27 protein-coding genes, 1 tRNA gene and 1 pseudogene are annotated in these 25,746 nt (G+C 19.4%); 13 read left to right on the top strand and 16 right to left on the bottom strand.

Features of this window, described 5'->3' with window-relative positions; translation table 11 throughout:
- Nucleotides 1-70 precede the first annotated feature (70 nt).
- A complete protein-coding gene (locus M5J13_RS01475; RefSeq protein WP_252837124.1) occupies nucleotides 71-457 on the top strand; it encodes a Rid family detoxifying hydrolase in 387 nt (128 codons plus the stop codon).
- Between the two features lie 95 nt (nucleotides 458-552).
- On the opposite strand, the gene M5J13_RS01470 is transcribed toward M5J13_RS01475, so the two are convergent.
- From M5J13_RS01470 to greA, 12 genes are all read right to left on the bottom strand, one after another.
- Nucleotides 553-2,370: a DEAD/DEAH box helicase gene (locus M5J13_RS01470; RefSeq protein ID WP_252837123.1), complete on the bottom strand. Its 1,818-nt coding sequence runs from the start codon at nucleotides 2,368-2,370 to the stop codon at nucleotides 553-555.
- A 268-nt stretch (nucleotides 2,371-2,638) separates the two neighbouring features.
- Nucleotides 2,639-4,720, bottom strand: coding sequence for a polyribonucleotide nucleotidyltransferase (pnp, locus tag M5J13_RS01465; RefSeq protein ID WP_252837122.1), 2,082 nt, complete (start codon nucleotides 4,718-4,720; stop codon nucleotides 2,639-2,641).
- Nucleotides 4,721-4,890: 170 nt separating this feature from the next.
- Nucleotides 4,891-5,160, bottom strand: coding sequence for a 30S ribosomal protein S15 (gene rpsO, locus M5J13_RS01460; RefSeq protein ID WP_252837121.1), 270 nt, complete (start codon nucleotides 5,158-5,160; stop codon nucleotides 4,891-4,893).
- A gap of 76 nt (nucleotides 5,161-5,236) precedes the next feature.
- The gene (gene truB, locus M5J13_RS01455; RefSeq protein WP_252837117.1) at nucleotides 5,237-6,172 is read right to left on the bottom strand and encodes a tRNA pseudouridine(55) synthase TruB; all 936 of its coding nucleotides are present in this window, start codon (nucleotides 6,170-6,172) and stop codon (nucleotides 5,237-5,239) included.
- Nucleotides 6,173-6,207: 35 nt separating this feature from the next.
- On the bottom strand, nucleotides 6,208-6,567 hold the full coding sequence (gene rbfA / locus M5J13_RS01450) for a 30S ribosome-binding factor RbfA (protein WP_252837116.1): 360 nt from the start codon (nucleotides 6,565-6,567) through the stop codon (nucleotides 6,208-6,210).
- A 49-nt stretch (nucleotides 6,568-6,616) separates the two neighbouring features.
- A complete protein-coding gene (infB, locus tag M5J13_RS01445) occupies nucleotides 6,617-8,842 on the bottom strand; it encodes a translation initiation factor IF-2 (protein ID WP_252837115.1) in 2,226 nt (741 codons plus the stop codon).
- 231 nt (nucleotides 8,843-9,073) lie between these two features.
- On the bottom strand, nucleotides 9,074-10,555 hold the full coding sequence (gene nusA / locus M5J13_RS01440) for a transcription termination factor NusA (protein WP_252837114.1): 1,482 nt from the start codon (nucleotides 10,553-10,555) through the stop codon (nucleotides 9,074-9,076).
- A 235-nt stretch (nucleotides 10,556-10,790) separates the two neighbouring features.
- Nucleotides 10,791-10,881: transfer RNA gene (locus M5J13_RS01435), tRNA-Leu, on the bottom strand.
- Between the two features lie 50 nt (nucleotides 10,882-10,931).
- Nucleotides 10,932-11,144, bottom strand: a complete 213-nt coding sequence (gene secG, locus M5J13_RS01430; protein WP_252837112.1) for a preprotein translocase subunit SecG — start codon at nucleotides 11,142-11,144, stop codon at nucleotides 10,932-10,934.
- Between the two features lie 266 nt (nucleotides 11,145-11,410).
- Nucleotides 11,411-13,237, bottom strand: a complete 1,827-nt coding sequence (gene ftsH, locus M5J13_RS01425; protein WP_252837110.1) for an ATP-dependent zinc metalloprotease FtsH — start codon at nucleotides 13,235-13,237, stop codon at nucleotides 11,411-11,413.
- Nucleotides 13,238-13,291: 54 nt separating this feature from the next.
- Nucleotides 13,292-13,924: an RlmE family RNA methyltransferase gene (locus M5J13_RS01420; protein WP_252837109.1), complete on the bottom strand. Its 633-nt coding sequence runs from the start codon at nucleotides 13,922-13,924 to the stop codon at nucleotides 13,292-13,294.
- 186 nt (nucleotides 13,925-14,110) lie between these two features.
- Entirely contained in the window at nucleotides 14,111-14,590 is a 480-nt protein-coding gene (gene greA / locus M5J13_RS01415) for a transcription elongation factor GreA (protein ID WP_252837108.1), read from the bottom strand.
- Nucleotides 14,591-14,854: 264 nt separating this feature from the next.
- Here greA and M5J13_RS01410 point away from each other — a divergent pair, with 264 nt between their 5' ends.
- The 4 genes from M5J13_RS01410 (at nucleotide 14,855) to cgtA (ending at nucleotide 16,876) form a co-directional block, all read left to right on the top strand.
- Nucleotides 14,855-15,109 carry a BolA/IbaG family iron-sulfur metabolism protein gene (locus M5J13_RS01410; protein ID WP_252837106.1) on the top strand — a complete coding sequence of 85 codons (255 nt, stop codon included), beginning with the start codon at nucleotides 14,855-14,857 and terminating at the stop codon, nucleotides 15,107-15,109.
- Nucleotides 15,110-15,194: 85 nt separating this feature from the next.
- Nucleotides 15,195-15,530 carry a 50S ribosomal protein L21 gene (rplU, locus tag M5J13_RS01405; protein WP_252837105.1) on the top strand — a complete coding sequence of 112 codons (336 nt, stop codon included), beginning with the start codon at nucleotides 15,195-15,197 and terminating at the stop codon, nucleotides 15,528-15,530.
- Nucleotides 15,520-15,777 (top strand): 50S ribosomal protein L27, encoded by a 258-nt coding sequence (gene rpmA, locus M5J13_RS01400; RefSeq protein WP_252837103.1) that lies wholly within the window; start codon nucleotides 15,520-15,522, stop codon nucleotides 15,775-15,777. The genes rplU and rpmA overlap by 11 nt, the downstream gene beginning before the upstream one ends.
- Before the next feature lie 100 nt (nucleotides 15,778-15,877).
- Nucleotides 15,878-16,876 carry an Obg family GTPase CgtA gene (cgtA, locus tag M5J13_RS01395; RefSeq protein ID WP_252837102.1) on the top strand — a complete coding sequence of 333 codons (999 nt, stop codon included), beginning with the start codon at nucleotides 15,878-15,880 and terminating at the stop codon, nucleotides 16,874-16,876.
- 114 nt (nucleotides 16,877-16,990) lie between these two features.
- Here the strand turns inward: cgtA and rpsI are convergent, their stop codons facing one another.
- Both rpsI and rplM read right to left on the bottom strand, forming a co-directional pair.
- A complete protein-coding gene (gene rpsI, locus M5J13_RS01390; protein ID WP_436835300.1) occupies nucleotides 16,991-17,383 on the bottom strand; it encodes a 30S ribosomal protein S9 in 393 nt (130 codons plus the stop codon).
- Between the two features lie 13 nt (nucleotides 17,384-17,396).
- Entirely contained in the window at nucleotides 17,397-17,825 is a 429-nt protein-coding gene (gene rplM / locus M5J13_RS01385) for a 50S ribosomal protein L13 (RefSeq protein ID WP_252837506.1), read from the bottom strand.
- A gap of 275 nt (nucleotides 17,826-18,100) precedes the next feature.
- Here rplM and M5J13_RS01380 point away from each other — a divergent pair, with 275 nt between their 5' ends.
- The 7 genes and pseudogenes from M5J13_RS01380 to rplS all read left to right on the top strand — a co-directional run bounded on the left by M5J13_RS01380 (nucleotide 18,101) and on the right by rplS (nucleotide 22,337).
- Nucleotides 18,101-18,394: a chorismate mutase gene (locus tag M5J13_RS01380; protein ID WP_252837101.1), complete on the top strand. Its 294-nt coding sequence runs from the start codon at nucleotides 18,101-18,103 to the stop codon at nucleotides 18,392-18,394.
- Nucleotides 18,388-18,942, top strand: a complete 555-nt coding sequence (locus tag M5J13_RS02275) for a prephenate dehydratase domain-containing protein (RefSeq protein ID WP_354667642.1) — start codon at nucleotides 18,388-18,390, stop codon at nucleotides 18,940-18,942. The genes M5J13_RS01380 and M5J13_RS02275 overlap by 7 nt, the downstream gene beginning before the upstream one ends.
- A 105-nt stretch (nucleotides 18,943-19,047) precedes the next feature.
- Nucleotides 19,048-20,391: a signal recognition particle protein gene (ffh, locus tag M5J13_RS01375; protein ID WP_252837100.1), complete on the top strand. Its 1,344-nt coding sequence runs from the start codon at nucleotides 19,048-19,050 to the stop codon at nucleotides 20,389-20,391.
- Between the two features lie 68 nt (nucleotides 20,392-20,459).
- Complete coding sequence (rpsP, locus tag M5J13_RS01370; protein ID WP_252837099.1) at nucleotides 20,460-20,714, top strand: 30S ribosomal protein S16; 255 nt, start codon at nucleotides 20,460-20,462, stop codon at nucleotides 20,712-20,714.
- Nucleotides 20,707-21,231 (top strand): ribosome maturation factor RimM, encoded by a 525-nt coding sequence (gene rimM / locus M5J13_RS01365; RefSeq protein ID WP_252837098.1) that lies wholly within the window; start codon nucleotides 20,707-20,709, stop codon nucleotides 21,229-21,231. Before rpsP ends, rimM begins: the two co-directional genes overlap by 8 nt.
- Before the next feature lie 3 nt (nucleotides 21,232-21,234).
- Nucleotides 21,235-21,992 (top strand): annotated as a pseudogene (trmD, locus tag M5J13_RS01360) (tRNA (guanosine(37)-N1)-methyltransferase TrmD).
- Nucleotides 21,993-22,337 (top strand): 50S ribosomal protein L19, encoded by a 345-nt coding sequence (rplS, locus tag M5J13_RS01355; RefSeq protein ID WP_252837097.1) that lies wholly within the window; start codon nucleotides 21,993-21,995, stop codon nucleotides 22,335-22,337.
- A 110-nt stretch (nucleotides 22,338-22,447) separates the two neighbouring features.
- Here rplS and tldD read toward each other — a convergent pair whose 3' ends face one another.
- On the bottom strand, nucleotides 22,448-23,896 hold the full coding sequence (gene tldD, locus M5J13_RS01350; RefSeq protein WP_252837096.1) for a metalloprotease TldD: 1,449 nt from the start codon (nucleotides 23,894-23,896) through the stop codon (nucleotides 22,448-22,450).
- A 226-nt stretch (nucleotides 23,897-24,122) separates the two neighbouring features.
- Between tldD and aroQ the strand changes: the two genes are divergently transcribed.
- A complete protein-coding gene (gene aroQ / locus M5J13_RS01345) occupies nucleotides 24,123-24,578 on the top strand; it encodes a type II 3-dehydroquinate dehydratase (RefSeq protein WP_252837095.1) in 456 nt (151 codons plus the stop codon).
- An 83-nt stretch (nucleotides 24,579-24,661) separates the two neighbouring features.
- Here the strand turns inward: aroQ and M5J13_RS01340 are convergent, their stop codons facing one another.
- On the bottom strand, nucleotides 24,662-25,618 hold the full coding sequence (locus tag M5J13_RS01340) for an RluA family pseudouridine synthase (protein WP_252837094.1): 957 nt from the start codon (nucleotides 25,616-25,618) through the stop codon (nucleotides 24,662-24,664).
- Nucleotides 25,619-25,746: the final 128 nt, after the last annotated feature.

The raw sequence follows: 25,746 nt of genomic DNA, 5'->3' as shown, positions 1-25,746 counted from the left end.
AAAATTTATTAAAAATTTAATAATTCTTAAAAAAATATCTATATTTATTAATTTAAAAAAAAATAATTTTATGAAAATTTATTCTAAAAATGCTCCAAATCCAATAGGACCTTATTCACAAGCAATAAAAAAAAATGGATTTTTAATGATTTCTGGACAAATTCCTATTCATCCTATTCTAAATACAATTCCTAAAAAAATTTCTAATCAAACTAATTTAATTTTAAAAAATATTGAAATAATACTTAAAAAAGCAAAATTTAAAATAAAAGACATAATAAAAACAACTATTTTTACTACTAATTTAAATAAAATTAATAATATTAATTACGAATATGAAAAATTTTTTATAAATAAAAAAATATTTATTTTTCCTGCAAGATCATGTGTAGAAGTATCAAAACTACCAAAAAATGTAAAAATTGAAATTGAAGCGATAGCATATAAAAAAAAATAAAAAAATATTAAAGAGTGCACTAATATATATTTTAAAGTGCGCTCTTTAATTCTATATAAATTAATATTTTTTTATATAAAAAATATATATGAAATTTATTTATTTTTTGAACGAATATTAAAATAATTAGATCTAGATTTATTTTTTCGAGAATTTTTAATATAAAAATTACGATTAACAGTAGAATTAAAATTTTTTTTATTAAAATTTGAACGAGATTTTTTTTTAATAAATTTAAAATTATTAGAAAAATTAAATTTATTAATTTCTTTTAAATTAATAAATTTATTAAAAATTTTAGTTTTTTTAAAATTATCTAACATTCCTTTTTTAATAAATTTTTTTGGCAATTCAATAGTAGAATAAGAAGAAAATATTTTTACATTTCCAATATCTTTATTACTAATTTTTCCTTCGTTAGCAATTGCACCAACAATATGACGAACTTCTATTTTATCTAAACGTCCTAATTCTAATTTATAAACTTTCATATTATTCTCTTTTCGAGAATTTATAAATGTATTTTTTTTTCTAAAAGAAACATTTCTTTTTTTATTATTTAAAATAAAACGTTCTCTAACATTTATTACTTTTTTATCTTTTTTTAAAATTAACACTCGTTCACCTTGAGCCATTTTTAAAAGAGCTGCTGATAAATCTTCAAGACTAACCGAATGTTCTAAATTAATTTTTTTTAAAAGTAATTGATATTTTTTTAAATCTGGACTATTTAATTCTTTTTTTACTTTTTTTGAAAAACTTTCTAAACGATATTTGCTTAATAATTCTACATTAGGTAATAAAACTTCTTTAATAGATTGTTTAACCATTCTCTCAATATTTTTTAATAACCTTATTTCCTTATATTCTACAAACATCAAAGCTTTTCCTTCTCTTCCTGCACGACCTGTTCTTCCAATTCTATGAACATAAGATTCAGCATCCATAGGAACATCATAATTAATAACAAAACTAATTCGATCTACATCTAAACCTCTTGCCGCAACATCAGTAGCAATTAATATATCTAATTTTCCATTTTTTAATCGATCTAAAGTTTTTTCTCTTAATGATTGATTCATATCTCCATTTAACGCAGCACTATTGTAACCATTTTTTTCTAATACTTCTGAAACTTCTACTGTAGAATTTTTAGTACGTACAAAAATAATTGTAGCTGAAAAATTTTCTGTTTCTAAAAAACGAATTAACGCATCAGTTTTTTTTCCATGAACCAACCAATAGTTCTGATTAATATTTGGTCTATTAGTAATACTTGAATTAATTCTTATTTCTTTTGGATTTTTCATAAATCTACGAGAAATTCTTTTAATTACTTCAGGCATAGTAGCTGAAAATAAAGCAGTTTGACGTAATTTTGGTATTTTAGAAAGAATTGTTTCTACATCATCGATAAAACCCATTCTTAACATTTCGTCAGCTTCATCTAAAATTAAATATTTTAATTTAGAAAAATTTAATGTTCTTCTTTTTAAATGATCTAATAATCTTCCTGGAGTTCCTACAACTATTTGTGGTCCTTTTCTTAAAGCTTTTAATTGTAAATCATATCTTTGCCCTCCGTATAAAGGTAATACTTTAACAGAAAAAATATACTTAGAAAATAAAGAAAAAGCTTCAGAAACTTGAATAGCTAATTCTCTTGTAGGAGTTAAAACTAATACTTGAGGAGATCTTAAAGATATTTTAATTTTATTTAATAAAGGTAAAGAAAAAGCTGCAGTTTTTCCACTTCCTGTTTGAGCGGTTCCCAAAACATCATAACCTTTAAGTAAATAAGGAATACATTTATCTTGTATCGGAGAGGGGATTTTATAACCTATTTCGTTTAAAACTTTTAAAATTGAACTATTCAAACCAAAATCTGAAAATTTATTTTTTATAACAGTCATGTAAAACACGCACCTCATTTAATTAACGAAGGAGGGCCAGTTTACATAATTCATGACAAATATTTTATTATTTTATTGAAAAGTGTGAACTGGCAAAAATATTTTAAAAAATTCAAAAAATTTATTTATGAAATTTAATAAATAATTAAAAAAATAGATGAAATTTAAATAAACTAAATAAAGAATACGATATATTATCATAAAAAATAGAATTATAAAATTCTATTTTTTAATAAATTTTATAAATTATTTATTTTTATATAATTTTTTAAGAAATTTCTTTCATACTTAATCTTAATCTTTTTTGTCTATCTATATCTAAAACTTTCACTTTTATTACCTGATTTAATTTAAGAAAATCAGATACTTTATCAATACGTTTTTTAGAAATTTGAGAAATATGAACTAAACCTTCTTTTCCTGTACCTATTGAAACAAAAGCTCCAAAATCCACTATTCTTGTAACTTTTCCAATATAAATTTTTCCAATTTCAATTTCAGCTGTAATTTCTTTAATTCTAAGAATAGCATTTTTAGCTTTATCTTCCATAATTGCTGAAATTTTAACAATTCCATTATCCTCGATTTCTATAGTTGTTCCAGTTTCTTCTGTTAACATTCTAATAACAGATCCACCTTTTCCTATTACATCTTTTATTTTTTCTGGATTAATTTGAATAATATGTACTCGAGGGGCAAATTTAGAAATCTCTTTGTTTGGAACATGAATTGTTTTAGACATTTTATTTAATATATGAATAATAGCTTTTTTAGCTTTTTTTAAAGAAAGTTTAATAATTTCATGAGTTATTCCTTCAATTTTTATATCCATTTGTAAAGAAGTAATTCCATGTTTACTTCCCGCGACTTTTAAATCCATATCTCCAAAATAATCTTCTTCTCCAATAATATCTGTAAGAATAACAAAATTATTTTTTTTTTTAATTAATCCCATAGCTATACCTGCAATAGGAGATTGAATTGGAACTCCTGCATCCATTAAAGCTAAAGATGCTCCACATACTGATGCCATAGAAGAAGATCCATTTGATTCTGTAATTTCAGAAACAATACGAACAGTATAAGGAAAAACGTCCAAAGAAGGCATAACAGCTAAAATACTTTTTTTTGCTAATCTTCCATGACCTACTTCTCTTCTTTTAGGAGAATTAATAATTCCTATCTCTCCTACAGAATAAGGAGGAAAATTATAATGAAATAAAAAATTGTCTATTTTATCACCTAATAATTCATCTAAATTTTGAGCATCTCTAGATGTTCCTAATGTTACTGAAACTAAGGATTGAGTTTCTCCTCTTGTAAATAAAGATGAACCATGAACTCTTTTCAAAATACCAGTTCTCATATCTAAATTTCTAACTACATCTATACCTCTACCATCAATTCGTTTTTTTTTCTTTAAAATATTTTTTCTAACAATTTTTTTTTCAATTTTAGAAAAAATATTATTTATCGAAAAAACATTTATATCTTTATTTTCATATAAAAAATTATTAATAATAGATTCTTTATATAATTTTATTTTTTTTATACGTTTTTTTTTATCAGAAATAGAATATAATTTTTTTAAAATATTTTTAGAAGTAATAAAGATTTTTTTATATAAATCAGAACAAAAAGAAACAATAGAGTGATTCCATTTTTTTTTTCTAATAGAAAATAATAAATTTTTCATATTTTTAATTAATTTTTTTTGTTTTTTAAATCCATATAAAATAGCATTAAAAATTATTTTTTCATTTAATTGTTGAGATTCTGATTCTATCATTAAAATATTTTTATCAGTTCCTGAAACAATTAAATCTAATTTACTAAATTTCATTTGATCAGTATTAGGATTTAAAATATATTTATTATCAATATATCCAATTCTTGCAGCTCCAATCATATTTTTTATAGGTATTCCTGAAATATATAAAGCAGCAGAAACTCCAATAATAGAAACTATATCTGGATTAATTTTTGGATTTAAAGAAACTACTGTAGCAATTACTTGAACTTCATTAAAAAAATTTTTTGGAAAAATAGGTCTAATTGGTCTATCTATTAATCTTCCTATTAATATTTCATTTTCACTAGGTCGACCTTCTCGTCTAAAAAATCCTCCTGGTATTTTACCAGCAGCATAAGTTCTTTCTTGATAATTTACTGTTAAAGGTAAAAAATTTTTTTCTTCTTGTTTTTCTTTTTGACCTACAATAGTTATAAGTACAGAAGTATCTTCTATACTAGCCATTATAGATGAAGTTGCTTGTCTAGCAATCAAACCAGTTTCTAAAGTAACTGTATGTTTTCCATATTTTAATTTAAATATAAGCGGATTAAGCAAAATAATATCCTTAAAAATTATGAATTAAAAAATTTTATTTTTAATTTCTATATAATTTATATAAATTAAAAAATAAATAAATTTACCAAAAAAAAGGGCTATAAATGCCCTTTTTAATTTATTTTTTAAAAAATATTTTAAAAAATGTAATATTTTAATTATTTTTAAATTTATCTACGAATTTTTAAATTTTCAATAATAAAATTATATTTTTTAATTGATTTTCTCTTTAAAAAATCTAATAATTTTCTACGTTTAGAAACCATTTTTAATAATCCTCTACGACTAGAATAATCTTTTTTATTTTTAAAAAAATGATTTTGTAAATAATTTATTTTTTTAGTTAATAAAGCTATTTGAACTAAAGAATTCCCACTATCAAGACCATTTTTTCCATGATTTAAAATTATATCTTTAGTGTTAATACTATTTAAATTCATTTTATTACCTATTAATTAATTTTTATCTATTATTTTTACTAAAATAATTTATTTTAATAAATTATTTATAAATATTTTATAAAGTATAATTTAATAATCTATAAGGAGATAAAACATTTTTTTTATTTAATAATCCTAAACCTAAAAAAATCTCTTTATTATTAATTATTCTAATTATTCCAGGACTTAATTTAGTAAATATCTTTACAGATTGTCCATTTTTTATAAAATTAAACTCTTCTTTCGACACATAAAATTTTGGAAAATAAGAAACTAAGGAATGAATGGGAATAAGAAATTTAGAAAATTTTTTTAAAAAACAATCTATAGATTTTTTAAAATATTTTTTTTTTAAAAATTTTAACTGATCTATTGTTATAGATGAAGAAATAGAATAAAAAGAAACTTTAGAGCGTCTTAAAAAAATTACATGAGCTCCGCATTTTAATAATTTTCCTAAATCACTAATAATAGAACGAATATATGTTCCAGAAGAACAAGTAATGTCTAATTCAATAATATTATCTTTTTTATATAAACTTTTTAATGAATATATTTTAACAAATCTACTTTTTACAGGTATAAAAATTCCTTTTCTAGCATATTTATATAACGGAACTCCTTTATATTTAATAGCAGAATAAAAAGGTGGTTTTTGAACAATTTTTCCTAAAAAACTCTTTAAAGCTAATTCATATTCTAATTCGTTAAAACAAACTTTTGAAATTTTTATAATTTTTCCACAAGAATCTAAAGTAGAAGTTTGTATTCCTAATTTAGCAATAACTCTATATTTCTTAGACGATTGAAGTAAATATCTTGAAAATTTTGTAGCTTCTCCAATACAAATAGGAAGAAGTCCAGTAGCTAATGGATCTAAAGATCCAGTATGACCAGCTTTTACTGATAATAAAATTTTTTTTATTATTTGCAATGCTTTGTTTGAAGAAATTCCAGTAGGTTTATCTAACAAAAAAATCCCATGAATATTTCTTATTTTGTTAGAAAACATTAATTTTTATCCTAATATAAAATTAATTTAAAAATCTATGAAATTATTTTATTTTTTTTTAATAAATTTGATATTTTTTCACCTTCTAAAAAAGAACAATCTCTTAAAAAAATTAATTTCGGAATTATTCTTAAATTAAGTTTTTTACCTAATAAAAATCGAATGTAACTAGATGCATTATTTAAAATTTTTAAAGAATTTTTAATTAAATTTTCGTTTTCATTATAAAAACTAATAAAAATTTTAGCATAAGAACAATCTTTAGAGATCACAACATCTAAAACTGTAGAAAACTTATTTATCCTTGGATCATTAATATTTTGTTGAATAATATACGAAATTTTTTTTTTTATTTCTTTCGAAATTCTATCTGATTTATAAAAATTTTTATACACTGTATTTATCCAAAATTATTATATTAATAAAAATTTTTTATTTTTTTTATTAAATTTTTATTACTTTAAAAACTTCTATTATATCATTGACATGAATATCATTATAATTCTTTATTCCAATTCCACATTCTATACCTTTTCTTACTTCTTTTACATCTTCTTTAAAACGTCTAATAGATTCTAATTCACCTTCATAAATTACAATATGATCTCTTAAAATTCGAATAGGATAATTACGTTTTATAATTCCTTCAGTAACCATACATCCTGCAATTAATCCAAATTTAGGAGATTTAAATATACTTCTTACTTCTACTAAACCAATTATTTTTTGTTTTAATTTTGGAGATGAAAGACCACAAATAGAAGATTTAATTTCATTAATTAAATTATATATAACAGAATAATATCTTAAATCTAAATTTTCTTTTTTAATTATTTTTTTAGCTGAAAGATCAGCTCGAACATTAAATCCAATAATAATTGCATTTGAAGTATTTGCTAAATACGCATCTGTTTCATTTATTCTTCCAACATTTGCTCTAATTATATTTACCTTTACTTCTTTATTAGATAACTTTCTAATAGAAGAAAAAATTGCTTCTAAAGAACCTTTAGAATTTGTTTTTAAAATAATATTTAATTCAGAAATATTTTTTTTATTAATATTTTCAAACAAATTATCTAAACTAACTTTTTTTTGTTTAGAAAAAACTTTATTTTTTTGTTTTTCTTTTCTATAAATTGAAATTGATCGAGCTCTTTTTTCACTATCTATTACAGTTAAAATATCTCCAGAAATAGGTAAACCTGAAAATCCTAAAATTTCAACAGGTATTGATGGTCCTACTTTTAAAAGATTTTTATTATATTCATTTTTAATAGATTTTATTTTTCCATATTCAGTACCACATAAAATTACATCTCCTATTTTTAGTTCTCCTTTTTTTAAAATAATATTTGATACAGGACCTTTTCCTTTATCTAAAAAAGATTCTATAATAATCCCTTTAGCAGGAGTTTTTAAAGAAACAGATAATTCTAAAACTTCAGATTGTAATAATATATTTTTTAATAAATTATCAATTCCTTTATTTAATTTTACTGAAATATTTACAAATATGTTTTCCCCTCCTAATTTTTCAGAAAGAATATTATATTTCATTAACACATTTTTTATTTTTTCTATATTTATATTAGTTTTATCAATTTTATTAATTGCAACAATAATTGGAACTTTAGAATTTTGTGCATGTTTAATTGCTTCTATTGTTTGAGGCATAACTCCATCATCTGCAGCAATAATTAAAACTACTATATCAGTAATTTCCGCTCCTCTTTTTCTCATAGAACTAAAAGCGGAATGTCCTGGAGTATCAAGAAAAGTAATTTTTTTTCCATTAAAAGAAACATGATATGCTCCTATACTCTGAGTAATCCCTCCTTTTTCTTTATTTACAACAGAAGTTTTTCGAATACAATCTAATAAAGAAGTTTTTCCATGATCCACATGACCCATTATAGTTACAATAGGAGGTCTTATAAAATTTTTTTTATATTTACGTTTGGGATTATTTAAAATTGATTTTTTTAACTTATTTTTATAAATTAATTTTACAATAAAACCCATTTCTTCAGCAATTAATTGAGCTAAATCTATTTCTAAAACATTTTTTTTAGAAAGAACAATTCCAAACTCAATAATTTTTTTTATTAATATAGATTTTTTAATTCCCATTTTTTTAGATAATTCAAATACTGTAATTTTATCAAATATCTCAATTTTTTTTTTAAAAGAATTTTTTGGTTTTTTAAAAACTTGCTGTATAAAATTAATTCTTTTATTAAAATTTTTATTTTTGTTTTTTTTTAAATAAGAAGTATCTGAATTAGATTTTTTTTTAAACTTAAAATTAAGAAAATTTTTATTATTTCTATTTAAATTATTTCTAAAAATATTATTTTTTTTTTTAATAGATGAAACATTATTTTTTGTATAAATTTTATTAAAAATTTTTTTCTTTTTTTTTATATTTTTAAAATTATCCTGAATAATTTTTTTATTTTTATTACCAAAATTAAATTTTCTTGAATTATTTGGAAAATTTTTTTTTAAAACAGAAGAATTATTAATATTTTTTTTATTTTTTTTTATATTTTCATTTAAATTAAAAGATTTATTAAAAATTTTATTTTTTTTATTTAACAATTCTTTTGAATTTTTATTTTTAATATGAGTATTTTTATTATTTTTTTTAAAATCATTTTTTATCATTTTTTCTCTTATTTATTAATTAAATTTTTTAAAATTTAAAATATAAAAATTATATTTAATATTTTATTTTTTTTATAAATAAAAAATAAAAAATATTTTTATAATAAATATAATTTTATAAATTAAATTGAAAAATAATTAAAAAAATTTAATTATTTTTCATGATAATATTTATATTTTACATACATTTTTTTTTAATTCCAAACATATTATATTTATTTTTCTAAAAAATTATTTATTAAACCAGCAAATATTTCTCGCAGCCATAATTAATTTTCCAGCTTGTTTTGAACTTAATTTTTTAATATCTTTTAAATCATCAATACTCTGATTTGCTAATTCCTTTAAATTAAAGATATTTTTTTTAAATAATTGAGAAAATATAAAAGAATTCATACCTTTTAAATTTAATAATTTATTTTTTAAAATTAAATCTTGTTTAAATTCTTTTTTATTTAATTTCATATAAAGTAATAATTTTTTAAATTTTCTTAAAGAATTTTTTAATAAATTTTTATCAAAATTAAATATTTTTAAAAGCTTATTTTTAGAAAAAGATAATAACTCAGGAATAGTAAAAATATTATTTTTTAACAAATTAGCTAAAATAGTTTCATGAACATTTAATTGTTTTTTAAATAATTCATAAGCTATTTTTTTTTTATTTTTTCTTTTTTTCTCTAAATCTTCAACAGTCATTACATTTAATTCCCATTTACTTAAAATAGATGCTAATCTAACATTCTGTCCGTTTCTACCAATTGCTTGAGCTAAATTTTTTAAATCTACAGAAATATCTATAAATTTATTATATTTATCAATTACAATAGAAATAGCTTCAGCTGGAGCCATAGCATTTATAACAAATTGAGAAAGATTTTTATTCCATAAAACAATATCAATTCTTTCTCCAAATAATTCGTTTGAAACAGCTTGAACTCTTGCACCTCTCATCCCTACACAAGCTCCTACAGGATCAATTCTTTTATCATTTGTTTTAACTGCAATTTTTGATCTAGAACCAGGATCTCTTGCAATCTCTTTAATTTCAATTATTCCTTCACCTATTTCTGGAACTTCAATTTTTAATAATTCTGTCAACATTTCAGGTCTAGATCTACTTAAAAGTAATTGAATACTTTTTTTTTCTGATTCAATAAAATATAATATGCTCCTTACTCGATCACCTAACCTAAAATTTTCTCTTGGAAGCATTTCTTCTTTTGATAATAAACCTTCTGCATTATCTCCTAAATCTAAAATAATAAAATCCCTATTAATTTTTTTTACTATTCCTGGAATAATTTGATTTATTTTTTTTTTAAATTGATTAATAATTATTAATCGTTCTGCTTCTCTTACTTTGTGTATAATTACTTGTTTAGCAATTTGTGTAGTTATCCGATCAAATTTAATAGATTTAATTTCTTCTTCCATATAATCGTTTAATAATATATTTTTATTTTCATATTGGGCTGCATCTAAAGTAATTTCTTTAGTAGGTTTTAAAACATTTTTTACTACTAACCATCTTCTATAAGTTTTAAAACTTCCATCTTTTTTATTAATAATAACTCTTATGTTAATATCTTTTTTAAACTTTTTTTTAGTAGCAGTAGATAACGCTTTCTCTAAAGCTTGAAAAATAATTTCTTTTGGAATAGATTTTTCATTAGAAACAGATTCTATTACTGAAAGAATGTTTTTTCTCATATTTTTCACCTTAAAATTTTAGAATCTTAAAAATATAAAAAAAATATTTTTTAAAAATGTTTAAAAAAAATAATCAAAAATAAAAAAAGAAAAAAAAGAAATAAAAAAAATATTTAGTTCTTTTAATAAAAAACCCCGAACAAACGGGGTTTTTATAAAAAATAAATTATATAATTTAATTTAATACTACCTAAAATTTTTATTAAATAAAAAATTTTAAAAAAAATTATAAAAATACCGAGAACGGGACTTGAACCCGTACACTAAAATTTTTATTTAGTACTACTACCTCAAAGTAGCGTGTATACCAATTTCACCATCTCGGTTTTTAATTATTACATTAAATAAAAAATATTTAAAAAAAATAATTTAATATTTATACGTAATTATTAATATAACATTGTAATATATTTAACATTAAAAATAAAAACGCACAAAATATCGTCAAATTTGTTAAAAATTCATTTGAAGTAGAAATATTAAATGCATTTTTATGAGTATTATTCATTCCTATATTAGCTGAACCTTGACTTTTTTTTAATAAAATTAAAAAAATTAATAAAAAAGAAACAAATAAATATATCAACAAAAAAAAAATTCTCACTTTAAAATCCCTAATTTTATAATATTATATTAATAAATTTTTATATTAAAAATAATACTTATTTAAACAAAAAATTTTAAAACTATTAAATTACAAAAATAAATTTTCTAAAAAAAATATATTTTTTTAATTAAAAATAAAAATTTAATAAATTTTTCATATAAAAATTAGATTTAAAATATATTTAAAAATTTTTTTATAAATTTTTTAATATTTTTTTTATATAAAATTATATTTTAAAAAAAATAAATTTATTTATTTTTTTCAAAATCTTTATTAGTTAATTTTTTTCTTTTCATTAAAATCTCAATTTGTTTACAATTAATAGTTTCATATTTTACTAAAGCATCTTTCATTGAATGTAATATATCTATATTTTTTTCTAAAATATTTTTTGCTCTAATATAATTATTATCAATAATAGATTTAATTTCTTTATCAATGATTTTAGAAGTATTATTAGAAAAATTTGGAGTTCTAGAAACTGATTTTCCTAAAAAAATTTCCTCTTCTTCTTCTATATATAATAACGGTCCTAATTTTTTTGAAAAACCCCATTTTGTAACCATATTTCTAGCTAAATTAGTTGCTATTTTTATATCATTTGAAGCTCCTGTAGAAATATTTTCTTTTCCATAAATTATTTCTTCTGCTAATCTTCCTCCATATAAAACTGAAATCTGACTATCTAATTTTTCTTTAGTGATACTTAAACAATCTTCTTCAGGAAGAAAAAAAGTTACTCCTAATGCTTGACCTCTAGGTATAATTGTTACTTTATGTACTGGATCATGATTAGGTACTAATCTTCCAACAATAACATGACCAGCTTCATGATATGCTGTAGATTCTTTTTGTTTTTTAGAAATTATCATAGATTTTCTTTCTGAACCCATCATAATTTTATCTTTTGCTTTTTCAAAATCTAACATAGAAACAAAAGTATTATTATTACGTGCGGCAAATAAAGCTGCTTCATTTACTAAATTTGATAAATCAGCTCCAGAAAATCCAGGTGTTCCACGTGCAATAATCATAGGATCAAAATCTTTTGATATTAAAATTTTTTTAACATGAACACTCAATATTTGAGCCCTTCCTTGAATATCTGGTAATGATACAAAAACTTGACGATCAAATCTACCAGGACGTAATAAAGCTGGATCTAACACATCAGGACGATTAGTTGCAGCTATTAAAATAACTCCTTCATTTTTATCAAAACCATCCATTTCTACTAAAATTTGATTTAATGTTTGTTCTCTTTCATCATGACCTCCTCCTAAACCAGTTCCTCTTTTTCTTCCAACAGCATCGATTTCATCAATAAAAATAATACACGGAGATAATGCTCTTGAATTTTCAAACATATCTCTTACTCTTGATGCACCAACTCCAACAAACATTTCTACAAAATCCGATCCTGATATACTAAAAAATGGAACTTTAGCTTCTCCTGCAATAGCTTTAGCTAATAAAGTTTTTCCTGTTCCTGGAGGACCTATCATTAAAATTCCTTTTGGTATTTTTCCTCCTAATTTTTTAAATCTTTTTGGTTCTTTTAAATATTCTACTAATTCTTTTACTTCATCTTTTGCTTCATCACATCCTGCCACATCTATAAATGTTGTTTTAATTTCATTTTTTTTAAATATTCTCGCTTTACTTTTTCCAAAAGACATTGCTCCTTTTCCTGATCCTAATTGCATTTTTTTAATAAAAATAATCCACATTAATGCTAATAAAATCGTTGGAAACCAAGAAATAAAAATAGAAAATAAAAGACTAACTTCTTCCGGTTTTTTTCCTGATATTTGAACATGTTTGTTCATAAGAGTTGTTAATAATTTTGGATCATTAATAGGTAAAAAAGTAAAATATTTGCTATTGTCTTTTTTAATAACATAAATTTCATTTTCATTTATAATAACTTGACTAATTTTATTTTTATTTACATCAGATAAAAAAGTTGAATAGTTAACTTGATAATGATTTTTATTATAATTAAAAGTAATATTTTGAAAAAAAGAAGTCAATGCAATAAAAATAATCGACCAAATAATTAGGTTTTTAACCATTTTACTCAAAAGATTTACCCTCATTTAAATTAAAAAATACATTTAAATTCAATATTACTCATAAATTTTTATATTTTTTGCTAAAATAAAAATTTCACGAGAATTTACCCTAGAAGCATTTGGCTTATATACTACGACACTATTAAAAAATTTTTTAATTAATTTTAAATATAAATTAAAACCTTCTCCTTGAAATACTTTTGTTAAAAAAAATCCATTTCTATATAAAAGTTTTTTAGATAAATTAAAAGCTATTTTGCTTAAACATATAGATCTATACACATCAATAAAAGAATGTCCTGTAGTTTTAGGAGATAAATCAGACATTATTAAATCTACTTTTTTATTTTTTAATAAACTTATTAATAATGAATAAGTTTTATTTTTTCTTATATCTCCTTGTATAAAAGTTACTTTTGGAATTTTATTCATAAAACGGATATCACAAGAAAAAATTTTACCTTTTTTATGAACTTTTTTTGAAGCATATTCTGACCAACTTCCAGGAGAACATCCAATATCTAAAACTAAATTAGAATATTTAAAAATTTTAAATTTTTTATCAATTTGATCTATTTTAAACCATGCTCTAGATCGTAATTTTTTTTTATGTGTTTTCTTAACATAAAAATCTTTAAAATAATTTTTTAACCAACGTTTAGAGCTAGATTTTTTTTTTTTAATCATACATTTCTTTTTAAAAAAGTAAAAAAAATAATTTTCTTAAAAAATTAAAAAAACAAAAAAAAATATTTTTTTTAAAATTAATTATAACAATAATAAATAAATATTTTATATTTAATTATTTTTTATTAAAAAAATTTAAATAAATAGAAAATTTTTTAATTATATTTTAAAAATATATTTTTTTAATTATATATATTTAACTTTTAATATCTTATATTTTATATGACCAGATGGAGTTTTTATTGTTGTTAATTCATTTTTTTTTTTTCCAATTAATCCTTGAGCCATAGGTGAATTAATAGAAATCAATTGTTTTTTAAAATTTGCTTCATCATCTCCAACAATTTTATAAACATAAATATCTTTTGAATCAATATTTAAAATATTTACAGTAGCACCAAAAAATATTTTCTTATGAAAACTCATTTTTTTTACATCTATAACATTAGCGTGAGATAATTTATATATAATTTCCTGAATTCTTCCTTCACAAAAACTTTGTTCTTCTTTAGCTGAATGATATTCAGCATTTTCTTTTAAATCTCCATGAGCTCTTGCTTTAGCAATATCAGAAATTATTTTTGGTCTTATTACATTTTTTAATTTATTTAATTCCTCACGTAATTTATTTTGACCGTTTATAGTCATTGGAATATTGTTTTCCATATAAGCACCTTAATATTTATAAATATAAAATTTTAAAGAAAATAATTTTATTTTTAAAATAATTTTTTAAAATAAAGATTTTATTTAAATATTATAAATGAATTTAAAAAAATAAAAATAAAAAATTAAGATTTTTATAATACATGATATATTAATAAAATTAATTTTTTATTTAAATACTAATAATTTATTATTTATTTTTAAATAAAAATTTTTTAATTATATTTAAATATTTCTATTTAAAAATTTAAAAAACTAATCATAATGAAAAAAAAAATAAAAAAAATATTATTTAATAAATTAAACTTGTCATATATAAAAATTAAAAAAAAAAATAATTATTATAAAATAATAGCTGTAGGAAAAATATTTTCAAATATGAATATGTTAGAAAAACAAAAAATTATATATTCTCATCTATTAAAATATATTACTAATAAAAAAATACATGCTATTTCAATAAAATCTTATTCGAATAAAGAATGGAACAAAATAAATAAAGTTAAATTAATTAAATAAAAAACTCATTATTTTTTTAAAAATAATTTTTAAAAAATATATTATTTAATTTCTAATAAATAAAAATTTAAATATTGGAGTTATTATGTATGCTGTATTTATAAATGGAGGAAAACAATACAAGGTTAAAATAGGACAAACATTAAGATTAGAAAAAATTAACTCTAAATCAGGAAGTTTAATAAATTTTAATAAAGTTTTATTATTAAAAAAAAATAATAAAACTTTTTTAGGTAATCCTATTTTAAAAAATACTATTGTTCAAGCTAAAATTTTTAGTCATGGAAGAGAAAAAAAAATTCAAATTATAAAATTTAATAGAAGAAAACATTATAAAAAAAAACAAGGACATAGACAAAATTATACTAGTGTAAAAATTATAAATATAAAACACAATAAGGAAATAAAAAATGGCACATAAAAAAGCGGGAGGATCTACTAGAAACGGAAGAGATTCACATTCAAAAAGACTCGGAATAAAAAAATTTGGAGGAGAATTTGTTCGTTCTGGATCTATTATTGTTAAACAAAGAGGAACAAAATTTCATTCCGGAAAAAATACTAAAAGTGGAAGAGATCATACTATTTATTCAATAATAGATGGAATTGTAGAATTTACTAGAAAAGGACCTAAACAAAAAAAAACAATTAATATTATAAAAATATAAAAAATTTATTTAAATAATTTAAATTTAAATTTAAATTATTTAAATTTTTTATTTTAAAAAATAGAAAAAATTAATTCTTTTACTATTTAAAGTAGATTTTATGAAATTTATAGATGAAGCAATAATTACATTAAAAGCAGGAAATGGAGGAAATGGAATTGTTAGTTTTAGAAGAGAAAAAAATGCTCCAAAAGGTGGTCCTGATGGAGGAGATGGAGGAAACGGAGGTAATATATGGTTCCAATCAAATAAAAACATAAATACATTAATTGAATACACATTTAAAAAAATTATTTCGGCAGAAAATGGAGAAAATGGAAAAAATCAAAATAAATCAGGAAAAAAAGGAAGAGATAAAATACTTTATGTTCCTGTAGGTACTAAAATAATTGACTTAAAAAATAATAAAATTATTAAAGAATTTACTCAAGATAAACAATCTATTTTAATTAATCAAGGTGGATGGCATGGATTAGGAAATAATAGATTTAAATCCCCTACAAATAGAACTCCAAAAAAAAGATCATTAGGAAAAAAAGGAGAAATTAAAGAAATAAAATTAGAATTATCACTTTTAGCTGATGTAGGAATTTTAGGTTTACCAAATGTTGGGAAATCTACTTTTATGAAAAGTATTTCTTCAGCAAAACCTAAAATAGGAAATTATTTTTTTACTACTTTAATTCCAAATTTAGGTGTTTTTTTTACTAAATCTAAAAAGAGAATTGTAATTGCTGATATTCCTGGAATTATAAAAGGAGCATCAAAAGGTGTAGGTTTAGGAATAAAATTTTTAAAACATTTAGAAAAATGTAAAATACTTTTACATATAATTGATTTATCTGTATTAAATTATAAACAAATAATTAAAGATATGTTAATAATTAAACATGAATTAAAAATGTATAAAAAATCACTATATAAAAAAAAAAGATGGATTATTTTTAATAAAATAGATCTTTTAGATAAAAAAAATATTTCTAAAAAAATTATAAAAATTATAAAAAATACAAAAAAAATAAAAAAATATTATTTAATTTCATGTATTACTAAAGAAGGAATAAATAATCTTTGTAAAGATTTAAGCGAATTAATTTAATTTGAAAAATATATAATTAATATTAATAAAACTAATTTTATACAAGTTAAAAAAAATGAATTAAAAAATAAAAAAAATTTTATTATTTAACTTGTATATAATAATATAAATTTTTTATCTTTTAGAAAATTGAGGTCTTCTTCTAGATTTTCTAAAACCAACTTTTTTTCTTTCTACTTTACGAGAATCTCGAGTAACAAAACCGCATTTTCTTAACTCTTTCAATAAAGAATTATCATATTGAATTAATGCACGTGTAATTCCTTGTCTGATAGCTCCAGCTTGACCCGAAGTTCCTCCTCCCTTTACTGTTATATAAAAATCAAATTTATCTTTCATATCAATTACATATAAAGGTTGTTTAATAATCATACATGCTGTTTTTCGACTAAAATATTCTTCTAAAGATTTTTTATTAACAATAATTTTTCCTTTTCCAATTTTTAAAAAAACTCGAGCTGAAGAAGATTTTCTTCGACCTGTTCCATAATTTTTTACCATTATCATATTTTTATTCCTATTATATTTTTAATAAAACTGGTTTTTGAGCCATATGAAAATTATTTAATTTAGGATAAACTTTTAATTTTTTAAAAATTAATCTACCTAAGGGTCCTTTTGGAAGCATTCCATAAACAGATTTTTTTATAATTCTTTCAGGATATTTTTTAAAAATTTCTAAAAAATTATTTTTTTTTAATCCTCCAACATGACCTGTATGTCGATAATATATTTTTTTTTCAGACTTTTTTCCTGTTAAACGTATTTTCGAAGCATTAATTACAATAATATAATCTCCTACATCTATATTTGGAGTATATATTGGTTTATGTTTTCCTCTTAAATAATGTGAAATTATACTGGATAAACGACCAAGAATTTTATCTTTTGCATCTATATAATACCAATTTCTTTGAATTTTTTTTTTAGAAATTGAAAAACTTTTTATATTCATAAAAATCCCTATTATTCTAATTTTTATTTAATTTTTAAAAAATTAAAAAACATCATAAATAAACAAATTAATTTTTTAAGAAAATTTTCTAAAATAATAACATTAAAATATTTTTTTAGAATAAAATTTTTACTTTAAAAAAATATATTATAGTTAATATTTAATAAAAAAAAAAAAAATAAATTAATAAATTTATAATGTATAATAAAAATTATAAATAAAAAACTTTGTTAAAATAAAAAGTTTTTTTTAAAATACTATAAAAAAATATGAAAAATAAAGAAAATCTTTTTAATTTAAGAAAAAAAATTAATAAAATTAATACATCAATCATAAAATTATTATATAAAAGAGAATTAATTTCTAAAAAAATTATTAATGAAAAAATAAATATAAATTATCCAATAAAAGATTCTATTAGAGAAAACAAAATTTTTAAAGAAATTATTAAAAAAGGAAAAAAATATAATTTAAAAAAAAAATATTTAATAAAAATATTTAAAGAAATTATAACAAATTCCATTAAAATACAAAAAAAAATATATAAAAAAAAAAAATCATAAAAATATCTTTTTTAGGACCTAAAGGATCTTATTCTTATTTAGCAGCTTTAAAATATGCCAAAAAAAGAAAAAAAATTTTTTATGAATTACCATGTAAAAACTTTAAAAAAATATTAAAAAATATCAAAAAAAAAAAATCAAAATACGCAATTTTTCCTATAAAAAATAGTGTTTCAGGAAAAATTAATGAAATAAAAAAATTTTTTAAAAAAAAAAATTTTTTTATTAAAGAAAAAATAATTATTCCTATTCAACATTGTATTATATCTAAAAAAAAAATATCTCTAAATAATATAAAAAAAATTTATAGTCATACACAACCTATCAAACAATGTAAATCCTTCTTAAAAAAATTTCCTAATTGGAAAATTAAATATACTAATAGTTCTTCTGAAGCAGTTAAAAAAATATCTTTAAAAAAAAAAAATAATGTTGCTGCTATAGGAAATAAAAAATGTAAAAAATTATATAATTTATATTTAATAAAAGAAAATATTTCTGATCAAAAAAATAATAAAACTACATTTTATATAGTATCAAAAAAATAAAATTTTAATTTTATTTATTAAAATTACAAAATTTAAAAAAAAACCTTATAAAAATTAAAATTTTATTTATAATATTCTACTAATTTAAAAAATTTTGAGAAAAAAATGTTTAAAAATTTAAGTAAAAAATTTTCAGAAATTATAAAAAGAATATCTAGTAAAGGAAGAATAACTAAAAATAGTATAAAAAAAACTTTACGTGAAGTAAGAGTTGCTTTATTAGAAGCAGATGTAGCATTAGTAGTTATAAAAAATATAATTAATAATGTAAAAAAAAAATGTATTGGAATGGAAATAAATAACTCATTAACTCCAGGTCAAGAACTTATAAAAATTTTACAAAAAGAAATTTCATTAATTATTGAAAAAAATGATGTTTCTATTAAATTTTTAAATAAAAAATTATCTATATTTTTAATGATAGGACTTCAAGGATCTGGAAAAACTACAAGTGTAGGAAAATTAGCTAAATTATTTTCTGAAAAATACAAAAAAAAAGTTTTAGTTGTTTCAATAGACGTATATAGGTCTGCAGCTATTAAACAATTAAAAATTGTATCTTCAAAAATAAAAGTTGATTTTTTTCAATCTGATAACTCACAAAAACCAATAGATATTTCAAAAAAAGCAATAGAATATGCTAATATAAAAAAATACGATATATTAATTATAGATACTGCTGGACGCTTACATATTGATAAAAAATTAATGTATGAAATAAAAAAAATTCATCAAGAAATTAATCCTTTTGAAACTATTTTTGTTTTAGATTCTATGATTGGACAAGATTCTATTAATGTAATTAAAAGTTATTATAAAGCATTACCTATTACTGGAATTTTTTTAACTAAAATAGATTCTAATACTAGATGTGGAGTTATTTTATCAATAAAATATTTAACTAATATTTCAATTAAATTTGTAGGTACTGGAGAAAAATTTGATAAAATTGAAGTATTTAATTCAAAAAAAATGGTTTCAAAAATTCTTGGAATGAAAAATGAAATATCATTGATTAATTCTATAGAAAAAAAAATTGATCAAGAATATTTAAAAGAACTAGATAAAAAAATACAAAAAGGAGAAGAATTCAATTTAAACGATTTTTTAAAACAAATTGATCAAATAAATAAATTAGGAAATATGAAAAATATATTAAATAAAATACCAATGAATGTTAATTTTAAAAAAAATGTTTTATTTGAAATAAATGATAATATGTTTAAAAAAATAAAATCTATTATTCAATCTATGACAGAAAAAGAAAGAAAAAATCCAAAAATAATTAAAATATCTAGAAAAAAAAGAATCTCTATGGGATCAGGAAATAGTATTCAATCAATAAATAAATTATTAAAACAATTTAAATCTATGAAAAAAATAATGAAAAAAATTAAAAATGTAGGAATAATAAAAATGTTTAACACAATAAAAAAAATGTTTGGTTAAAACATATAAAAAATATATTTTTTTTTAAAAAATTTAAAATATTATAAAATATAAAGGAAATAATTAATATGGTAAAAATTAGACTTTCTAGACACGGATCCAATAAAAAACCTTTTTACAAAATAATAGTTACAGATAGTAGATCACCAAGAAATGGTCGTTTTATAGAAAAAATTGGTTTTTTTAATCCTATATTAAAAAATAAAGAAAATTCATTAAAAATAAATTTAAAAAAAATTCAATATTGGATTAGTGTTGGAGCAAAAATGTCTAATAAAGTAAAAAAATTAAACATAAAATATAAAAAAATAATTAATGGATAAAAAAAAAGAAGAAAAAATAATATTAGGAAAAATATGTTTTCCTCATGGAATTTTAGGATGGTTAAAAATTTTTTCTTTTACTGAAAAAAAAGAATCTATTTTTAAATATAAAAAATTAAATATAAATATAAAAAATTCTATTTGTATTTTAAAAATTCAAAAATGGAAATATCAAAATAAATATTTTTTAATTAAAATAAAAAATATAAATAACAGAAATGAAGCTTTATTATTAAAAAATAAAAAAATATTTATTTATTCAAAACAACTAAAAAAAAGAAAAAATGAATATTTTTGGCATGAAATTTTAAATTGTAAAATATTTGATCAAAATAAAAATTTTTTAGGTATAGTAAAAAAAATATTAAGAACTCAATCAAACGATGTTTTAGTAATTAATAATAATATAAAAAAAATTAAAAAAAAAAGAGAAATATTAATTCCTTTTATACAAAAAAAAATTATTAAAGAAATTAATTTAAAAAAAAAAATTATTTTTATTAAATGGAAAAAATAAAAAATGAAAATAAAAGAAAATATCACTTTTAAAGTTATAACTATCTTTCCAAAAATGTTTAAATCAATTAAAAAATATGGAATTCTTTCAAAAGCAATAAAAAAAAAATTATTAATCTTAAAATAATAAATTTAAGAAAATTTAGTTTAAATAAAAATAAAAATATTGATGATAGACCTTATGGAGGAGGACCTGGAATGATAATGAGTTTTTTTCCTTTAAAAAAAGCAATTATTAAAGCTAAAAAAAATAAAAAGTTTTTAGTTATTTATTTATCTCCTCAAGGAAAAAAAATAAACAATACTCGACTAAAACTTTTATCTAAAAATAAAAGAATTATATTAATTTGTGGAAGATATCAAGGAATTGATCAAAGATTAATAGATAACTTAGTTGATAAAGAAATATCTATTGGAGATTATATATTAACAGGAGGAGAATTAGCAGCAATGGTTTTAATAGATGGAATATCAAGATTTGTTTCAGGAGTAATAAAAAAAAATAAAAAAAAACTTCATGATTCTTTTACAAACTCTTTATTAGATTACCCACATTACACAAGACCTAAAAAAATTTGTAAAATGAAAGTTCCTAAAGTACTTTTATCTGGAAATCATAAGAAAATAGAAAAATGGAGATTAAAAAAATCAATTATTCAAACTTTTTTAAAAAAACCTAAATTACTAAAAAATAAATTTAATTTATCTAATAAAATAAAAGAGAAAATTAAACATATAATCAATTTAAAAAAAAGAAAATAAATGAATAAAATAATAAATTCTATAGAAAAAAAACAAATTAAAAAAAATATACCTAAATTTCGTTCTGGAGATACTATTGAAGTTAAAGTATGGGTAATAGAAGGATCAAAAAAACGTTTGCAATCTTTTAAAGGAATTGTAATAGCAATAAAAAACAGATTTTTAAACTCTTCTTTTTGTGTTAGAAAAATATCAAATGGAGAAGGAGTGGAAAGAGTTTTTCAAACTCACTCTAACAACATCAAAAAAATTTCTATAAAAAGGAAAGGAAACGTTCGTAAATCAAAATTATATTATTTACGCAAAAAATTTGGAAAATCTGCACGTATTAAAGAAAAAATTTAATATTAAAAAATTTGTATTATTTTTCATTTAAAACACGCAGTCATAACAAAATGTTTGACTGCATGATTTAAAATTTTTAAATAACATATTAAAAAAATTATTTAATAAAATTATTTTGTTCCTCCTATAGTTAAATTATCTATCTTAATAGTTGGTTGACCCACACAAACAGGAATTTCTTGACCTTCTTTAACACAAATACCTGTTCCATTTTCTATAAATAAATCATTTCCTACCATAGATATTTTATTCATAATTTCTATTCCTGAACCAATTAAAGTTACTCCTTTAATTGGATGTATAATTTTTCCCTTATTAATTAAATATGCTTCTGAAGCAGAAAAAACAAATTCTCCAGAAGTAATATCTACTTGACCTCCAATAAAACTTACTGCATAAATCCCATAATCAACACTTTCTATAATTTCTTTTTTAGTAGACTTTCCAGGCAACATATAAGTATTAGTCATACGTGGAATAGGAAGACTAGAATAAGATTCTCTTCTACCATTTCCTGTAGAATTAGTATTTGTTAAATAAGAATTAAATTTGTCTTGAAGATATTTTTTTAACACTCCATTTTTTATTAAAACATTATATTGTCCAGGAGTTCCTTCATCATCGATAGAAATAGATCCTCTAAAATTTTTTTTTGTTCCATCATCTATTATTGTACATAAATTAGAAGCAATTTTTTTTTCTAATTTATCACTATATACAGATAATTTTTTACGATTAAAATCTCCTTCTAATCCATGACCTACAGCTTCATGAATTAATACTCCAGGTAATCCAGAACCCAATACAACAGGAAAAAAACCCGAAGGGGCTTCCTTAGAAAAAAGATTTAAAATAGAAATTCTTGCAGCTTCTTCTGAAAATTTTTTTATATTTGATACTCCATCTTTATTTTTTTTTAAAAAATATTTATATGTTCCTCGAATTCCTCCTCCATATGTACCTACTTCTCTTTTTCCTCTATCTTCTGATAAAACTTTAATAGAAAGAGAAACTAAAGGTCGAATATCAGTTTCTAAAACACCATCTGTAGAAGCTATTAAAACATATTCATATGTTCCATTTAAGCAAGCACTTACTTGGTATATCCTAGAATCATATTGTCTAGAAAATTTATCTACTTGATATAATATATCTATTTTTTCTTTATTAGATAAAGAATTTAAAGGATTACTAAAATCATAAAAATAATCATGTTTTTTAGAAATAAAATTTTTATTTTTAAAAATAAATCCTTTATCTAAAACATTTTTTACAGAACGAGCAATTTTATGTAATCCAATAGAAGTAATTTGATCTACATAAGCAAAACTAGTCATTTCATTAGAAATTGCTCTTAATCCTATACCTTTATTAATATTATAAGTTCCATTTTTAATAATTTTATCTTCTAAAATCCAACATTCATTAAATTTAGATTGAAAATAAATATCAGAATAATTAATATTTCTTTTTGAAATATCTGATAATACAGAAAAAATTTCTTCTATACTGATATTATTATTAATTAAAATCTTATTTTTTACAAAATCAAAACTCATATAAACTCTCTTATTTAAAAATTTTTTTAATATATTAATTAAAAAATTTATATAATATTATTAATAAAATATTGAAAAATTATTTTAAAAAAAAAAAATAAAAAAAAAAATAAATTTTATATATTGTATATTATTGCTTATATTGTATAATAAAATTTATTTTTATTTTCTTTAAATAAATTAAAATATTTAAAAAAAAAAGAAAATTATAAAAAGAACAAAAAATATGAAAAAAAAATTTAATATATTAATTCTTAATGGCCCTAATTTAAATCTTTTAGGAAAAAGAGAAAAAAAAATATATGGAAATATTTCATTATCTATTTTAGTTAATGATCTAATAAAATATTCTAAAAAATTAAATATAAATCTTTCTCATTTTCAAACTAATGCAGAACATATTTTAATTGAAAAAATACATAAAGCAAAAAAAAAAATTCATTATATAATTATTAATCCAGCAGCTTTTACACATACTAGTATTGCTTTAAGAGATTCTTTATTAGCTGTAAATATTCCATTTATAGAAGTTCATATATCTAATATTTATTCTAGAGAAAATTTTAGATCACATTCTTGGTTTTCTGATATTTCAAATGGAATAATATGTGGATTAGGAGTTGAAAGTTATAAATGGGCATTAAAAATAGCTGCACAGCGATTATTAAAAAAAAATAATTAAAATTTTTAAATATAAAATTATTATACTTACACTTTCATTATTCTAAAAATAGAAAGTGTATATAAAATATTTTTTTAAATTATTTATTTATATTTTTTTAAAATAGATAATAATTTTTTAATATCTTGAGGAAATTTTATTTTTAATTTAATAATTTTATTCTTAAATGGATGTATAAATTTTATTTTATATGCATGTAAAACTTGTCTATGAAAATTTTTTACTTTATTAAATAAAATACTATTATTAAAACCTTTAAAAAAATTTAAATTACATTTATATTTTTGATCTCCTAAAATAGGATGTTTAATATGTAACATATGTACTCTAATTTGATGAGTTCTTCCAGTTAATAACTTTAATTTTAATAATGTAAAAAATTTATATTTTTTTTTAACAGTATAATAAGTTAATGATTCTTTTCCATCTAAAGTTACTGCCATACATGTACGTTTAAATTTATTACGACCAATAGGAGCATTTATTAATCCTTCATTTTTTATTTTTCCAAATACTAAAGCTTTATATTCTCTATGAATTTTTCTTAATTTCATCATTTTTTTTAACAAAAAATACATAGAAATAGTTTTAGCAATTATTATTAATCCTGTAGTATCTTTATCTAAACGATGAATAATACCAGCTCTGGGAATATTTAAAATATCTTTATAATAATAAATTAATCCATTAAGCAAAGTTCCACTATAATTACCATGACCAGGATGAACAACTAAAGAATGAGGTTTATTAATAACTAAACAATATTTATCTTCATAAATAATATTTAAAAAAATTTTTTCTGGAGTAAAATAATTTACTACTTTATAGTAATATTTAACATGAATAATGTCTCCTTTTTTTATTTTAAAATCTGGAGAAGTAATTATTTTATCATTAACCGTAACATATTTTTTTATAATACATTTTTTAAAATGATTTCTAGAATATTTTTTAAAACATTGAGCTAAAAATTTATCAATTCTATTTTTATTAAAAATTTTTTTAGAAACTATTTTAGTTAATAAAACTAATCTCTTCATATGTAATCCTTTTATTAATAAAATTAAAAAATACATAATTTTTATATAAATTTTAAAAAAAATTTTTTAATTTAAGAAATTTTTTAAAAAAAAAAACATAAAGTTTTATACTTAAAATAAAATAATTT

Source organism: Buchnera aphidicola (Periphyllus lyropictus) (genome assembly GCF_024029895.1).
Lineage (GTDB): Bacteria > Pseudomonadota > Gammaproteobacteria > Enterobacterales > Enterobacteriaceae > Buchnera_J > Buchnera_J aphidicola_BA.
Note: the sequence above shows the minus strand (reverse complement) of the source record. Positions and strands in the feature narration are given on the sequence as shown.